General features: G+C 64.0%; 13 protein-coding genes and 1 riboswitch. Of the genes, 4 read left to right on the top strand and 9 right to left on the bottom strand.

The window, feature by feature from the left end; all coding sequences use genetic code 11:
• Positions 1 to 12: 12 nt before the first annotated feature.
• From AC3WLT_RS26895 to AC3WLT_RS26870, 6 genes are all read right to left on the bottom strand, one after another.
• Positions 13 to 906, bottom strand: a complete 894-nt coding sequence (locus AC3WLT_RS26895) for a CorC family transporter (protein ID WP_492594713.1) — start codon at positions 904 to 906, stop codon at positions 13 to 15.
• Between the two features lie 245 nt (positions 907 to 1,151).
• The gene (locus AC3WLT_RS26890) at positions 1,152 to 1,937 is read right to left on the bottom strand and encodes a gamma-glutamylcyclotransferase (protein WP_492594712.1); all 786 of its coding nucleotides are present in this window, start codon (positions 1,935 to 1,937) and stop codon (positions 1,152 to 1,154) included.
• A gap of 58 nt (positions 1,938 to 1,995) precedes the next feature.
• Positions 1,996 to 2,457, bottom strand: a complete 462-nt coding sequence (gene ybeY / locus AC3WLT_RS26885; RefSeq protein WP_492594711.1) for an rRNA maturation RNase YbeY — start codon at positions 2,455 to 2,457, stop codon at positions 1,996 to 1,998.
• Positions 2,458 to 2,526: 69 nt separating this feature from the next.
• Positions 2,527 to 3,594, bottom strand: coding sequence for a PhoH family protein (locus AC3WLT_RS26880; protein ID WP_492594710.1), 1,068 nt, complete (start codon positions 3,592 to 3,594; stop codon positions 2,527 to 2,529).
• A gap of 94 nt (positions 3,595 to 3,688) precedes the next feature.
• Positions 3,689 to 5,062: a tRNA (N6-isopentenyl adenosine(37)-C2)-methylthiotransferase MiaB gene (gene miaB / locus AC3WLT_RS26875; RefSeq protein WP_492594709.1), complete on the bottom strand. Its 1,374-nt coding sequence runs from the start codon at positions 5,060 to 5,062 to the stop codon at positions 3,689 to 3,691.
• 186 nt (positions 5,063 to 5,248) lie between these two features.
• Complete coding sequence (locus AC3WLT_RS26870; RefSeq protein ID WP_492594708.1) at positions 5,249 to 6,232, bottom strand: LysR family transcriptional regulator; 984 nt, start codon at positions 6,230 to 6,232, stop codon at positions 5,249 to 5,251.
• Between the two features lie 117 nt (positions 6,233 to 6,349).
• On the opposite strand from AC3WLT_RS26870, the gene AC3WLT_RS26865 reads away from it, so the two are divergent.
• The 4 genes from AC3WLT_RS26865 (at position 6,350) to ribB (ending at position 10,044) form a co-directional block, all read left to right on the top strand.
• Complete coding sequence (locus AC3WLT_RS26865) at positions 6,350 to 6,757, top strand: VOC family protein (protein WP_492594707.1); 408 nt, start codon at positions 6,350 to 6,352, stop codon at positions 6,755 to 6,757.
• Positions 6,758 to 6,773: 16 nt separating this feature from the next.
• Positions 6,774 to 7,940: an MFS transporter gene (locus AC3WLT_RS26860; RefSeq protein ID WP_492594706.1), complete on the top strand. Its 1,167-nt coding sequence runs from the start codon at positions 6,774 to 6,776 to the stop codon at positions 7,938 to 7,940.
• 177 nt (positions 7,941 to 8,117) lie between these two features.
• Positions 8,118 to 8,807 carry a helix-turn-helix domain-containing protein gene (locus tag AC3WLT_RS26855; RefSeq protein WP_492594705.1) on the top strand — a complete coding sequence of 230 codons (690 nt, stop codon included), beginning with the start codon at positions 8,118 to 8,120 and terminating at the stop codon, positions 8,805 to 8,807.
• Positions 8,808 to 8,942: 135 nt separating this feature from the next.
• Positions 8,943 to 9,126, top strand: a riboswitch (FMN riboswitch).
• 144 nt (positions 9,127 to 9,270) lie between these two features.
• A complete protein-coding gene (gene ribB / locus AC3WLT_RS26850; protein ID WP_492594704.1) occupies positions 9,271 to 10,044 on the top strand; it encodes a 3,4-dihydroxy-2-butanone-4-phosphate synthase in 774 nt (257 codons plus the stop codon).
• 159 nt (positions 10,045 to 10,203) lie between these two features.
• On the opposite strand, the gene AC3WLT_RS26845 is transcribed toward ribB, so the two are convergent.
• The 3 genes from AC3WLT_RS26845 to glpK form a co-directional block, all read right to left on the bottom strand.
• Complete coding sequence (locus tag AC3WLT_RS26845; RefSeq protein ID WP_492594703.1) at positions 10,204 to 10,890, bottom strand: HAD family hydrolase; 687 nt, start codon at positions 10,888 to 10,890, stop codon at positions 10,204 to 10,206.
• A 140-nt stretch (positions 10,891 to 11,030) separates the two neighbouring features.
• Positions 11,031 to 11,744: an MIP/aquaporin family protein gene (locus AC3WLT_RS26840; RefSeq protein ID WP_492594702.1), complete on the bottom strand. Its 714-nt coding sequence runs from the start codon at positions 11,742 to 11,744 to the stop codon at positions 11,031 to 11,033.
• Positions 11,745 to 11,838: 94 nt separating this feature from the next.
• Positions 11,839 to 13,338: a glycerol kinase GlpK gene (gene glpK, locus AC3WLT_RS26835; RefSeq protein WP_492594701.1), complete on the bottom strand. Its 1,500-nt coding sequence runs from the start codon at positions 13,336 to 13,338 to the stop codon at positions 11,839 to 11,841.
• Positions 13,339 to 13,435 lie beyond the last annotated feature (97 nt).

Genomic DNA, 13,435 nt, shown 5'->3' with positions numbered 1-13,435 from the left:
AATTGAGGAGGTTCAGGTCTGCACGTGCTGTGCGTCGCGCTCGCGCTGGCCGGCAAGCGGATCGCGGCGCACCAGCAGCATGTGGATCTGGCGGGCGTCGCCGCGCAGAATCTCGAAGATCAGATCGTCGATGCGGACCTTTTCGCCGCGATGCGGCACGCGTCCGAAGTGATGCGTGACAAGGCCGCCGATCGTATCGACTTCCTCGTCCGAATAATGTGTGCCGAATGCCTCATTGAACTGCTCGATCTCGGTGAGCGCGCGCACGCGGAACCGGCCGTCCGGCGAGGCGATGATGTTGCCGCTTTCCTCGTCGAAATCGTATTCGTCTTCAATGTCGCCGACGATCTGCTCCAGCACGTCTTCGATCGTAATCAGACCGGCCACGCCGCCGTATTCGTCGACCACCACCGCGAGGTGATTGCGATTCACGCGGAAGTCGTGCAGCAGCACGTTCAGGCGCTTCGACTCCGGAATGAAGACAGCGGGGCGCAGCATGCCGCGCACGTCGAATTCGTCTTCGGCGTAATAGCGCAGCAGGTCTTTGGCCAGCAGCACGCCGATGATGTTGTCGCGATTGCCCTCGTAGACCGGGTAACGCGAGTGCGCTTTTTCCAGCACGTAGGGGATGAATTCGGCGGGATTGTCCGCGATGTTGATCGCGTCCATTTGCGCGCGCGGCACCATGATGTCGCGCGCGCACAGTTCGGAAACCTGGAACACGCCCTCGATCATCGACAGCGAGTCGGCGTCGATCAGGTTGCGCTCATGCGCGTCCTGCAGAATTTCCAGAAGTTCGCCGCGCGAGTCGGGCTCAGGCGAGATGAAGTCGGTCAGTCGCTCGAGAAGTGAGCGCTTTTCTTGCGGTTTGTCGGTATGGCGTCGACTGGGATACGTGTCGTTCATGGTAGTGCGCCTCGCGAGACTGGGCGCGCTGTTGCAGAGCATTAAGGATACACCAGGCACATGGCAGGACCGTGTCCCGCCGGGCTGGCCGATGAGCGAAGCCGCTGTGAAACCGCCCCTCCGCTAGCAGAGGGACGTACGTCAATCCTAACTGATTACGCGGCAAAAGACGTTCGGGAGCAAAAAAACGCGGCTCGCGGCGGTTGCGCGCGATGGCGCGGCGCCTGCGCGGACTGCGCGGAGGTTTACTCGGAACGCGCTTGCCGGCGGACGGCCAGGCGCGCGTGGCCGTCCGCCTGATTGTCCGCTTCGCTGCCCGCTTCGCCGCCTGTCCCGCGGCCTTCGTCGCGGCTTTCATCACGACTTTCGTTACCGCTTTCCTCGTGGCAACGCTCGAGCAGCGCTTCCAGCGCGCGGTCCGGCATGCCGCTCTCGCGCAGTGCATGGACGGTGCGGCTGACATAATCGAGCGTCGTGCCGTAGCGGCCGCAGGCGCAACCGAACACGGTTTTGACGACTTCGTCGCGCAGTTTGCCGGTGTAGCTCGGCACGTCGCGGCGCATCACGAACGCGAGCGCATCGACACGCCGGCCGTCGGCGAGCACGCACGGCAGCCATGCCGGGCGATACGAACCCATCGCCATTTCGCGGCGCCACAAGGCGTCGAGATGGGGCATCGCGCCCTCGGCGGCGAGCCGGAACGCGATCCCCGTGCAGGAACCGCCGCGATCGAGCGCGAGCACGAGGCCCGGCTGTTCCGGCGTGCCGCGATTCACCCGCGACCACAGATAGAGCCCGCGGTGATAACCATGCACCCTGGAACGGGTCGCTTCGACGGTGGGCAGACCGGGATTCCAGATCAGCGAGCCATAGCCGAACAGCCACAGATCGCTTTTGCGGTTCCAGTCGCGCAACGTACATTCGAGCGACGCGCGCAGTTCCTCGTCCGTCAGCAGCCGCGATTCGCCGAGCGCCGGTGGGTAGTCAGGGCAGGGCGTTCGGGTGTCGGCTTCGGGGGAAGAGGTGCTCACGGTGGGCTTCAAGCGATGATGTCGGTGGCTGTCGGTGGCTGTCGGTGGCTGTCGGTGGCTATTGATACGGATCGGGGAAACCGAGCTTGCCGAGAATTTCGGTTTCGAGCGCTTCCATTTCCTCGGCTTCTTCCTCGACCTCGTGATCGTAGCCTTGCGCGTGGAGCGTGCCGTGCACCAGCAGATGCGCGTAGTGCGCGAGGAGCGGCTTGCCCTGTTCGGCGGCTTCTTTCTCGACCACCGGGCAGCACAGGATCAGATCGCCCGTCACCGGATCGTCTTCGGATTCGGCGTACGCGAAGGTCAGCACGTTGGTCGAGTAATCCTTGCCGCGATAGGTGCGGTTCAGCGTGCGCCCTTCCTCGGCGTCGACGAAACGCACCGTCAGTTCGCCGTCCGCGAAAAGCGCCGCCTTGATCCAGCCGGCCACGGTGGCGCGCGGCAGCAGCGCCTTGTGTTCCGGCCAGGCCTTGGCGGCAGGGAATTGCAGATTCAACGTCAGTTTCGGGGCGCGGCTCATGCTTTTTCGATTTCTTGCTTTCCTGGCGACGGCATTTTCAACCGCATTTTCAACGGCAGTCGACGTCGATCAGCGGGAATCCGCCGGATTGACGGATTTCTGCGCATGCGCATCGTACGCCTCCACAATTCGCGCGACCAGCGGATGCCGCACCACGTCCGCGCTGGTGAAGCGCGTGAGCGCAATGCCGCGCACGTCCGAGAGCACCTGCTGTGCTTCGATCAGCCCGCTCTTCGCGCCGCGCGGCAAATCGACCTGCGTCGTGTCGCCGGTCACCACCGCCTTCGAGCCGAAGCCGATCCGCGTGAGGAACATCTTCATCTGTTCGGGCGTGGTGTTCTGCGCTTCGTCGAGGATGATGAACGCGTGGTTCAGCGTCCGGCCGCGCATGTACGCGAGCGGCGCGATTTCGATCATCTGCCGCTCGAACATCTTCGCGGTCTTGTCGAAGCCGAGCAGGTCGTACAGCGCGTCGTAGAGCGGGCGCAGATACGGATCGACCTTCTGCGCCAGATCGCCCGGCAGGAAGCCGAGGCGCTCGCCCGCTTCCACGGCCGGGCGCGTCAGCACGATGCGCTTGACCTGATCGCGCTCCAGCGCATCCACCGCGCACGCCACCGCGAGATACGTCTTGCCGGTGCCGGCCGGACCGACGCCGAAGGTCACGTCGTGCGAGACGATCTGCTTCAGATACTCGCGTTGCGCCGGCGTCCGGCCGCGCAGATCGGCGCGCCGCGTGTACAGCTTCGGGCCGAGTTCTTCGAGGTCGTCGTCGCCGTTGTCGGCAGGCTGGTCGAACGGATGATCCGGATTGCCGGGGAAACGCGCATCGCCTTCTTCACTGCCGTTGCCGTTCGTGCGCTGGCGCGCCGGATGGCGCACTTCGATGAGCGCAAGCTGGATGTCGTCGACCGACAGCGGCTCGCGTGCGTTGTTGTAGAAGTTTTCGAGTGCGGTGAGCGCGAGTTTCGCACCGCGTCCGCGAATCGTGATGCGATGGCCACGGCGTTGCAGCGTCACGTCGAGCGCCTGCTCGATCTGCCGCAGATTTTCATCGAGCGGTCCGCAGAGGTTGGCGAGCCGCGCGTTGTCTTCGCGCGGTGCTGTGAATTCCAGATGCTGCTGAGTGGTCTTCAAGGCGGTGGATCGATCCTGTCGGTTTCAAAACGCTCAGTTGCGTAACCTGGCGGCGTCGTGCGCTTACGTAGCTCAGTGACGTAGCTCAGCGAATTCAGTGGGTGGTCGCGAGCGCATCGTCGTGCACCAGCACCAGCTCGCCGCGCAGCGAATGCGGATACGCGTGGACGATCTTCACGTCGACCATCTGGCCGATCAGCCGCGCGTGCGACGCCACTGGCGCCGGGAAATTCACCACGCGATTGTTCTCGGTGCGGCCCGCGAGTTCGTTCGGGTCCTTGCGCGCCGGGCGCTCGACCAGAATCCGCTCGACCTTGCCGACCATCGCGTCGCTGATGCGCTGCACGTTTTCTTCGATGGTGGCCTGCAAATGTTGCAGACGTTTGAGCTTCGCTTCTCGCGGCGTGTCGTCGTGCAGATTCGCGGCCGGCGTGCCGGGGCGCGGGCTGTAGATGAACGAGAAGCTGGTGTCGTACTTCATCTCGTGCACGAGCGTCATCATCTTGTCGAAGTCTTCTTCCGTTTCGCCGGGGAAGCCGACGATCATGTCGGTGGACAGCGACAGGTCAGGGCGGATCGCGCGCAGCTTGCGGATCACCGACTTGTATTCGAGCACGGTGTAGCCGCGCTTCATCGCCATCAGGATGCGGTCGGAACCGTGCTGCACCGGCAGATGCAGATGGCTGACGAGCTTCGGCACCTTGGCGTAGGTGTCGATCAGGCGCTGCGTGAATTCCTTCGGATGCGACGTGGTGTAGCGAATCCGTTCGATGCCCGGAATATCGGCGACGTACTCGATCAGCGTGGCGAAGTCCGCGATTTCGGTCGAGCCGAGCGTGAGACCGCCGCGATACGCGTTCACGTTCTGGCCGAGCAGCGTGACTTCGCGCACGCCCTGGTCGGCGAGACCGGCGATTTCGGTCAGCACGTCGTCCAGCGGGCGCGACACTTCTTCGCCGCGCGTGTACGGCACGACGCAGTAGCTGCAGTACTTGCTGCAGCCTTCCATGATCGACACGAACGCGCTCGGGCCTTCGACGCGCGCCGGCGGCAGGTGATCGAACTTTTCGATTTCCGGGAACGAAATATCGACTTGCGCGCGGCCGCTTTCACGGCGCTTGTCGATCATCTGCGGAAGACGGTGCAGCGTTTGCGGACCGAACACCAGATCGACATATGGTGCGCGCGCAACGATCGACGCGCCTTCCTGGCTCGCCACGCAGCCGCCTACGCCAATGATCAGATCGGGATTCGCTTCCTTCAGCTCGCGCACGCGGCCGAGGTCGGAGAAGACTTTCTCTTGCGCTTTTTCGCGCACCGAGCAGGTGTTGAACAGAATGACGTCCGCGTCTTCCGGCGTGTCGGTCTTGACGAGTCCTTCAGCCGCGCCGAGTACGTCGACCATCTTGTCGGAGTCGTACTCGTTCATCTGGCAGCCAAAGGTCTTTACATAAACTTTCTTGGTCATCGAATTTCGCCGGTCGCAGTGGTTAACCTGGGGGCGTCGTTTAAAGGTGAAGAGGGGCCAAACGTGCGGGCAGCGTGCGAACCAGCCGCGGGGCGGCGCTTCCCAGTGATTTGTCACTGACATGGGCCACGCTTGGGCCACTTCGCTTGGGCCACTTTCAATGCACGTTTGCAGCGTAGCTCAATATTATAGCCCTTCATCGGGTGCGGTTTCTGCTGCGGCCTTTGCTTCCGGCCGCTCCGGCGGCAAGCCCAGCAGGCCCTCCAGTTCGTCCGACACCTGCGCGAAGCGCTCGCTCAGGAAATCCAGCAGCACGCGCACGCGCGGCGCCATGAAGCGGTTGCGGTGATAGAGCGCGTGCAGCGGCGCGTCCGGATAGCGCCACTCGGGCAGCAGGATTTTCAGGCCGTCGGCGCGCAGGTCCGCTTCCACGTCCCACATCGACTTGATCACGATCCCGTAGCCGCGCAGCGCCCATTCGCGGGCGACGGCGCCGTCGTTGGTCTCGCGGGCGCTCTCGAACGGCACGGTGTAATGCTGCACTTCGTCGCCGCGCGTAAAACGCCATTCGTTGACCGGCCCCGATGCGGTGCCGAGCACGATGCAGTCGAAATTCGCCAGATCGTGCGGGTCTTTCGGCTCCCCGCGGCGCGCGATGTAATCCGGCGACGCGCACAGCACGCGCCGATTGGGCGCCAGCTTGCGCGCGACCAGCGAACTGTCTTGCGGCACGCCGAAGCGGATTGCAATATCGATGTCCTCCTGCACCAGATTCGACAGCGAGTCCGACAGCGTCAGCGCGAACGTCACCTCCGGATACAGCGCGTTGAACTCGTCGAGCCAGTGCATCAACAGATTGCGGCCGAAATCGGACGTCGCGGAAATCCGCACTTTGCCGCGCACCACGCCTTGACCGGCTTGCAGCGCGGCTTCGGCGTCATCGAGCGATTGCAGCGCCTGGCGGCAGCAATTCAGGTACAGGCGGCCTTCGTCGGTGAGCCGCAACTGGCGGGTGGTGCGCTCGAACAGACGCGCTTTCAGGCCGGCTTCGAGCTTGGCGAGACGCGCACTGGCGGCGGCCGGCGTCAGGCCCATCTTGCGGCCCGCTGCCGACAGGCTGCCCTGCTGCGCCGCTTCGACGAACAGGCGGATGTCACCGAGGTTATCCATCGCGATATTTCAAAAGAATTTGAAAATGCTTCAAATGCTACGCCAATTATCAAATCGACGCCGGCCACCGACAATGCACGCCTCGAAAACCCTGATGTGCACCGAGCCGCCGACATCATGCAACTCGATCACGCGACGATCGTCACCGCCGAACTCGACACCGCCCGACGTTTTTTCGTCGACGTCGTCGGGTTGACGGATGGCGCGCGTCCGCCGTTTTCGATCGACGGCAATTGGCTGTATGCGAACGGCCGGCCGGTGATTCATCTGATCGACGCGACGGTGCCGGCTCTGGCGGGAAGATCGGCGCCGCGCATCGACCACATCGCGTTCCGGCTGGAGAGCGCCGGCGAATGGCAGGCGCTGCTTGGCCGGCTGCATGCGGCGGACGTGCCCTATCAGCTCGCCGAAGTGCCGCAGATGGGTCCGCAGCGAGCCGGATTGCAACTGTTCGTCGCGCTCGCGCCGGGTGTGGTCGTCGAATTCGTGATCGCGCTGCGTCATGTTCACCGCGCTCAACTTTAGAACCTGGAGAAGAAGGATGCCCATTCCACTACTGGCGCTGGCGATCAGCGCATTCGCGATCGGCACGACTGAGTTCGTGATCATGGGTTTGCTGCCCGAGGTCGCGCACGATCTGGCGGTGTCGATTCCGTCGGCCGGTTTGCTCGTGAGCGGCTACGCGCTCGGCGTCGCGGTCGGCGCGCCGCTCGTCGCGGTGATCACCAGCAAGATGCCGCGCAAGCTCGCGTTGCAACTGCTGATGGGCGTGTTCATCGTCGGCAATACGCTGTGTGCGATTGCGTCCGGTTATTCGGTGCTGATGATCGCGCGCGTGGTGACCTCGTTCGCGCATGGTTCGTTCTTCGGCATCGGCGCGGTGGTGGCGGCTTCGCTTGTGCCGGCCGAAAAGCGCGCGAGCGCGATTGCGCTGATGTTCACCGGCTTGACGCTCGCCAACGTGCTCGGCGTGCCGTTCGGCACCTTCATCGGTCAGGAGTTCGGCTGGCGCGCCGCGTTCTGGATCGTGAGCGCGTTCGGCGTGTTGTCGCTGGCGGGTGTGACGGCGCTGGTGCCGAATCGTCACGATTCCGGGCCGGTCGGCCTCGGCCATGAAGTGCGCGTGCTGAAGGACCCGCAAGTCTGGACCGCGCTCGCGATGACGGTGCTCGGCTTTGGCGGCGTGTTCGTGGTGTTCACCTACATCGCGCCGATTCTCGAGCAGGTGAGCGGCTTCTCGCCGCGCGGCGTGACGCTGATTCTGGTGCTGTTCGGCCTCGGCCTGACGATCGGCAATACGGTGGGCGGCAAGCTCGCGGACCGTGCGCTGATGCCTTCGCTGATGGGCATTCTGGTCGCGCTCGCGGTGGTGATGGCGATCTTCGCGCGCACCAGCCATTCGCAGGTGGCGGCGGCGATTACCGTGTTCGTGTGGGGCATCGCCGCGTTCGCGACCGTGCCGCCGTTGCAGATGCGCGTGGTCGAGAAGGCGGCCGCGGCGCCGAATCTGGCGTCCACGTTGAACATCGGCGCGTTCAACGTCGGCAATGCGGGCGGCGCGTGGCTCGGCGGTCTGGTGATCAATCACGGCCATGCGCTCGATACGCTGCCGTGGGTGGCGGCAGCCGTCAGCGCGGTGGCTGTGCTGCTGACGTGGTTCGCCGCGCGGATGGATGCGCCGGCGTCGACCGTGGCGCAGCGGGCCTGAGCGTGCGAATCTGCATGCGAACGCGCATATGAAAAATTCGCACAAGCTTTGCGAGAATCGTCCTCCGCAATGCTGATAACAGTGTGAAGATAACTTCGTTGGGCTCAGTCAGGCGCGATGCTATCTTGCTTCCACTAATCGTTTGCCCGCCGTCCGGCGGCGCTCCTGGAGGCAATCATGCATTCCCCGCTTGCGCTGGTTCGCGATCCCGCGGCTGACACCGAAGCGTCGCCGCGTGCCGCCGAACCCTTCGATGCACTGGAACATCTGGTCGGCGTGAATCTCGCCCGTTTGCGCGCCGAGCGGCAACTGTCGCTCGACGCATTGGCGCGCGCTTCGGGCGTTTCGCGAGCGATGCTCGCGCAGATCGAGTCGGCGCGCAGCGTGCCGTCGATCAAGGTGCTGTGCAAGGTCGCGGCGGCGCTGAAGGTGTCGGTGGCGGCGTTCTTGCGGCGTCACGCGACGAACGGCTTCGAGCATTTGCCGGCCGAACGCTCGTCGCGCGTGGTCAGTTCGAACGGCCGTTATTCGGCCCGGCCGCTTTATCCCGACGCCGAGCCGACCGCCGCCGAGTTTCACGAGTTGCGCGTCGCGCCGCTGCATACCGAGGCCGGCACGCGCCGCGCGCCGGGTACGACCGTGAACCTGGTGGTGAGCGAAGGCACGCTGGAAGTCAGCGTGCACGATCAGCGTCAATTGCTGGCCACGGGCGATGCGATCGTCTTCGATGCCGATCAGCCGCACAGTCTGCGCAATCCTGGTGACACCGAAGCGCGCGCGTTTCGTGTGACGCTGAAGGCGGAATCGCCGCCGCGCTGGGACGTGCCCGCCTCGCACGAGGCGACGCGGCAGAGCGCACCGGTTTGATGCGATGAGGTTGCGCGGCGCGAGCGTGGTTCCACTTGCGTTGCCAGACGGAGATGTCCGTCTGGTCTGTAGGGGTTGCGCTGCACGTGCGGCGCGGCTGTTGTATGCTTTGCCAGCCGGTCGATCCGGCAATCAGTGCGTCTTCAGGGCGGGGTGAAATTCCCCACCGGCGGTATGCCGGCAACGCGAAAGCGTGAGCCGGCGAGCCCGCGAGCGCCCGCTTGGCAAGCGTCTTCGCAGCATCGAAGACACGGCGGGGTCAGCAGATCTGGTGAGAAGCCAGAGCCGACGGTTAGAGTCCGGATGGAAGAAGATGTGCAGATAGTCATGTTCGTTTCCGCGGCGCCGCCTGGGGTTGGAGCGGTGCGCGAGCGTCGCTTTGCGCGGCGTTCAGCGGCGCGTCTTTGTCTGTTTGCAATGCCCTGAAACGTTTTTCGCCCAACTTTTGCGATGAGCGTTTCACATGTCCTTTGCTACTTTTCCTGCACCGTCGACGATTGCAGACGCCCCGAGGGAAGTCTCCTTGTGGGACGGACCGAAAGAAGCCCCCTTGGGGGGCGATGCATTCCTCGATTTCCCGCTGCTTGCCACCGAGCCTGTCCCGCCCCGTATCGCCGCCGCATTGCAAGCGATGCGCGATGGCCGCGCCGTCGTCCTGCAAGACGACCACGACCGCGAGAACGAAGCCGATCTGATCGTTTCCGCCGAGCGTCTTTCCGTCGAAACCATGGCGTTGCTGATCCGCGAATGCAGCGGCATCGTCTGCCTGTGCCTGCCCGACGACAAGATCCGCGCGCTCGAACTGCCGCCGATGGCCATCAACAACGAAAGCCGTCATGGCACCGCGTTCACTGTCTCGATCGAAGCACGCGACGGCGTGACGACGGGTGTGTCCGCGCTCGACCGCGTGACGACGATCCGCGCTGCGATCGCCGATACGGCGAAGCCCGCCGACATCGTGCGTCCGGGCCACGTATTCCCGTTGCGCGCGATGCCCGGCGGCGTGCTGGCGCGCCGCGGCCACACCGAAGGCACGGTCGATCTGGCGATTCTCGCGGGTCTGAAGCCGGCCGGCGTGCTGTGCGAACTGATGAACGCGGACGGCACGATGACGCGCGGCGCCGACGTCGAGCGCTTCGCCGCGCAACACAATCTGCCGATGCTGACGATCGCCGAACTGGTGGAATTCCGCGAGTCGCTGGCGACGGCACGTGAATGCGTGGCCGACGAGGCTTGAGTTGCGGATACGCGCTGACGCGTGTTCGGTAAAAAAAGCCGACTAGCTATGAACTGCACCCCAAAAGTTGGACACCCGTCCAACGATTTGGGGTGCAGTTCACTAGCCGTTTTTTTGTTGCGATTACGGTTGCGGCAATGGCCATGGCCACGGGGGCCGTTACGACCGCACGTCGCCGAACTCGCCGCGCACGCCTGCTTCGATCAGCGCGGGCAGTTCGTCCATATGTTTCATGATGCGCGTCATGCCCATCTTGCGCAGCGCATCCGCATAGCCGTCGGGGATATGGCTCGCGCCGACGAACGCGATCGTCTTCATACCCGCCGCGCGCGCCGCATTCAGACCCGCCACGCTGTCTTCGACGACGATGCATCGCGAAGGCTCCACCTCCAGCGTCCTGGCGGCGAACAGATACACATCCGGGAAAGGCTTCGGCCGCGCCACCTGTTCAGCGCTGAAAATCCGTTCGCCGAAAATCTGCTGCAAACCCGCGCGCCGCACCGACGCATTCACGCGCGCCATCCGGCTGTTCGACACGACCGCGGCCGGCAGCGTCACACGTTGCAAGGCGTCGCGCACGCCGTTGATCGGACTCAGCGACGCGGCAAGCGCGAGTTCCACGTTGTGCTCGACGGTTTCAAGGAAATCCGCGGGCAGCGTGACATCGAACGACTTTTCGATGCCTTCGAGAAAGCGCGAGGTCTGCTGGCCAAACGCCGTTTTGACGACGGGTTCGAAATCGAGGCCAGGGAAGGCGGCGGACAGCGTGTCGAAGAGCACGCGGTCAGCGATGATTTCGCTGTCGACGAGCACGCCGTCGCAGTCACAGATGAGATGGTCGATCATGCGTTGAAACGGAAAGCGAGAAGCGCATGGGCAAGACTGTTGCAAGCTCATGCGCGGAGATTGAAAGCGACATGATACGTGCTTTGACGCCGCCTGCGCGGCGGCGTCGCTGTCCGTCAGTGCTTACGCGTGCCGCACGGTCAATGCGTATGCAGGTACAGGTACAGCAAGGTGGCCACCGCGCCGCCGGCGAGCGGCCCGAGCACCGGAATCCACGCATAGCGCCAATCGCTGTCGCGCTTGCCCGGAATCGGCAGCAGCGCGTGCATCAGACGCGGTGACAGATCGCGTGCCGGGCTCATCGCGTAACCCGTCGGGCCGCCGAGCGAGATGCCGATGCCGAGCACCAGCAGGCCGACCGGCAACGCGTCGAGCGCGCCCAGACCGACTTGCGGCGACGCCAGATACAGCACGCCGAGAATCAGCACGAAGGTCGCGATCATTTCCGTGAGCAGGTTGTGCGGCACGCTGCGGATCGCCGGCGACGTGCAGAACACGCCGAGCTTCACGTCGGCATCGCCCTCCTTCGCAAAGTGTTGGCGATACGCGATCCAGACGAGCAGGGCGCCCGCCATGCCGCCGAGCATCTGCGCCGCGACGTAGCCGGGCACCTTGGCCCATGCGAACTTGCCGGCCAGTGCGAGGCTGATCGTCACCACCGGATTCAGATGCGCACCGCTGAACGACGCCGTCACATAGACGGCGATGAACACGGCCATTGCCCAGCCCATCACGATCACGATCAGATCCGCGCCCTTGCCTTTGGTGCGCGCGAGCAGCACGTTGGCGACCGCGCCGTCGCCGAGCAGCACCACGAGGGCTGTGCCGATGAATTCCGCAATGTAAGGAGACATTGTTGGTTATCCGAAATATAGTTATTAGGGAAGCCGCTTGAGAAAGCGGCTTCGTTATGTCGAAAGCTGTTTTATGGAACGGCGATAGGTGTGATCAGGGCGTGTCGGCCCAGGCCTTCGCGGCGCGAATCGCGCGCTGCCAGCCGTCGAGGCATTCCTTGACGTCGGCCTGCGGCAGGGCAGGCGTGAAGCGGCGGTCGAGCTTCCACTGGCTTTGCAGCTCGTCCACGTCTTTCCAGTAACCGACCGCGAGACCGGCCAGATACGCCGCGCCCAATGCGGTCGTTTCCGAAACTTGCGGGCGTACCGCGTCGACGCCGAGAATGTCCGCCTGGAACTGCATCAGCAGATTGTTCGCGCAGGCGCCGCCGTCCACGCGCAATTCGCCGATGCGAATGCCGGAGTCGGCTTCCATTGCCTTCAGCACGTCGAGCGATTGGTACGCGATCGAATCGAGCGCGGCGCGTGCGATATGCGCCGAGGTCGTGCCGCGCGTCACGCCGAACAGCGTGCCGCGAGCGCGTGGATTCCAGTGCGGCGCGCCGAGGCCGGCAAAGGCGGGCACCAGATACACGCCGTCGCCATGCGGCACGCTGCGCGCCAGCGTTTCGATGTCCGCCGCGCTTTTGATGATGCCGAGACCGTCGCGCAGCCATTGCACGACAGCGCCCGCGATAAAGATGCTGCCTTCGAGCGCGTAATTGATCTGGTCGCCGATCTGCCACGCGATCGTGGTGACGAGATTGTTCTTCGATTCGATCGGCTTGTCGCCGGTGTTCATCACGAGGAAGCAGCCGGTGCCGTAGGTGTTCTTCACCATGCCCGATTGCGTGCACATCTGGCCGAAGAGGGCCGCGTGCTGGTCGCCGGCGATGCCCGCGAGCGGAATCTTCGAGGCGAACACGGTGGTCTTGGTCGGCCCGTACACTTCCGACGAAGCACGCACTTCCGGCAACATGTTGCGCGGAATATCGAGTGCTTCGAGCAGTTCGTCGTCCCACTTCAGCGTGTGGATGTTGAACAGCATCGTGCGCGACGCGTTGGTCACGTCGGTGACGTGCAGGCCGCCCTTGGTGAAATTCCACACCAGCCAGCTATCCACCGTGCCGAACGCGAGGCGGCCTTGCCTGGCCTTTTCGCGCGCGCCTTCGACATTGTCGAGAATCCAGCGGATCTTGGTCGCCGAGAAATACGAGTCGATCGGCAGGCCGGTTTTCGCACGAACCTTCTCTTCGAGACCTTGCTCCTTGAGCTGGTCGCAGAAGTCGGCGGTGCGGCGGTCTTGCCAGACGATCGCGTTATAGATGGGGTGACCGGTTTCGCGGTCCCACACGATGGTGGTTTCACGCTGATTGGTGATGCCGATCGCCGCGATCGACGTGCCGTTCATGCCGGCTCGCGTGACGGCCTCGGCGGCGACGCCGGCCTGACTTGCCCAGATTTCCTGCGGATCGTGCTCGACCCAGCCCGGGCGCGGATAGATCTGCTGGAACTCCTTCTGAGCGGTCGACACGATATTGCCGAGCCGGTCGAACAGCATTGCGCGGGAGCTGGTGGTGCCTTGGTCAAGCGCGAGGATGTATTGATCCTGCATTGTCTCTTCTCCATGCGTTTTATGAATCGCCGGATTGCGAACCGGCGACGGGAACGGCTTGTTGTTTTAAGCGGTGTGCAACAGCTTGCGGTGGTGC

It is taken from the genome of Paraburkholderia sp. FW306-2-2C-D06C (genome assembly GCF_058781505.1).
The sequence above is the reverse complement of the archived record's forward strand: the minus strand, read 5'-3'. Positions and strand labels throughout refer to the sequence as shown.

Bases quoted from the DNA above. Each gene is read 5' to 3' on its own strand.
- AC3WLT_RS26860 (WP_492594706.1), top strand. From the start codon at position 6,774: ATGCCCATTCCACTACTGGCGCTGGCGATCAGCGCATTCGCGATCGGC.
- ybeY (WP_492594711.1), bottom strand. From the start codon at position 2,457: ATGAGCCGCGCCCCGAAACTGACGTTGAATCTGCAATTCCCTGCCGCC.
- ribB (WP_492594704.1), top strand. From the start codon at position 9,271: ATGTCCTTTGCTACTTTTCCTGCACCGTCGACGATTGCAGACGCCCCG.
- AC3WLT_RS26855 (WP_492594705.1), top strand. From the start codon at position 8,118: ATGCATTCCCCGCTTGCGCTGGTTCGCGATCCCGCGGCTGACACCGAA.
- AC3WLT_RS26870 (WP_492594708.1), bottom strand. From the start codon at position 6,232: ATGGATAACCTCGGTGACATCCGCCTGTTCGTCGAAGCGGCGCAGCAG.
- AC3WLT_RS26865 (WP_492594707.1), top strand. From the start codon at position 6,350: ATGCAACTCGATCACGCGACGATCGTCACCGCCGAACTCGACACCGCC.
- AC3WLT_RS26845 (WP_492594703.1), bottom strand. From the start codon at position 10,890: ATGATCGACCATCTCATCTGTGACTGCGACGGCGTGCTCGTCGACAGC.
- AC3WLT_RS26895 (WP_492594713.1), bottom strand. From the start codon at position 906: ATGAACGACACGTATCCCAGTCGACGCCATACCGACAAACCGCAAGAA.
- glpK (WP_492594701.1), bottom strand. From the start codon at position 13,338: ATGCAGGATCAATACATCCTCGCGCTTGACCAAGGCACCACCAGCTCC.
- AC3WLT_RS26840 (WP_492594702.1), bottom strand. From the start codon at position 11,744: ATGTCTCCTTACATTGCGGAATTCATCGGCACAGCCCTCGTGGTGCTG.
- miaB (WP_492594709.1), bottom strand. From the start codon at position 5,062: ATGACCAAGAAAGTTTATGTAAAGACCTTTGGCTGCCAGATGAACGAG.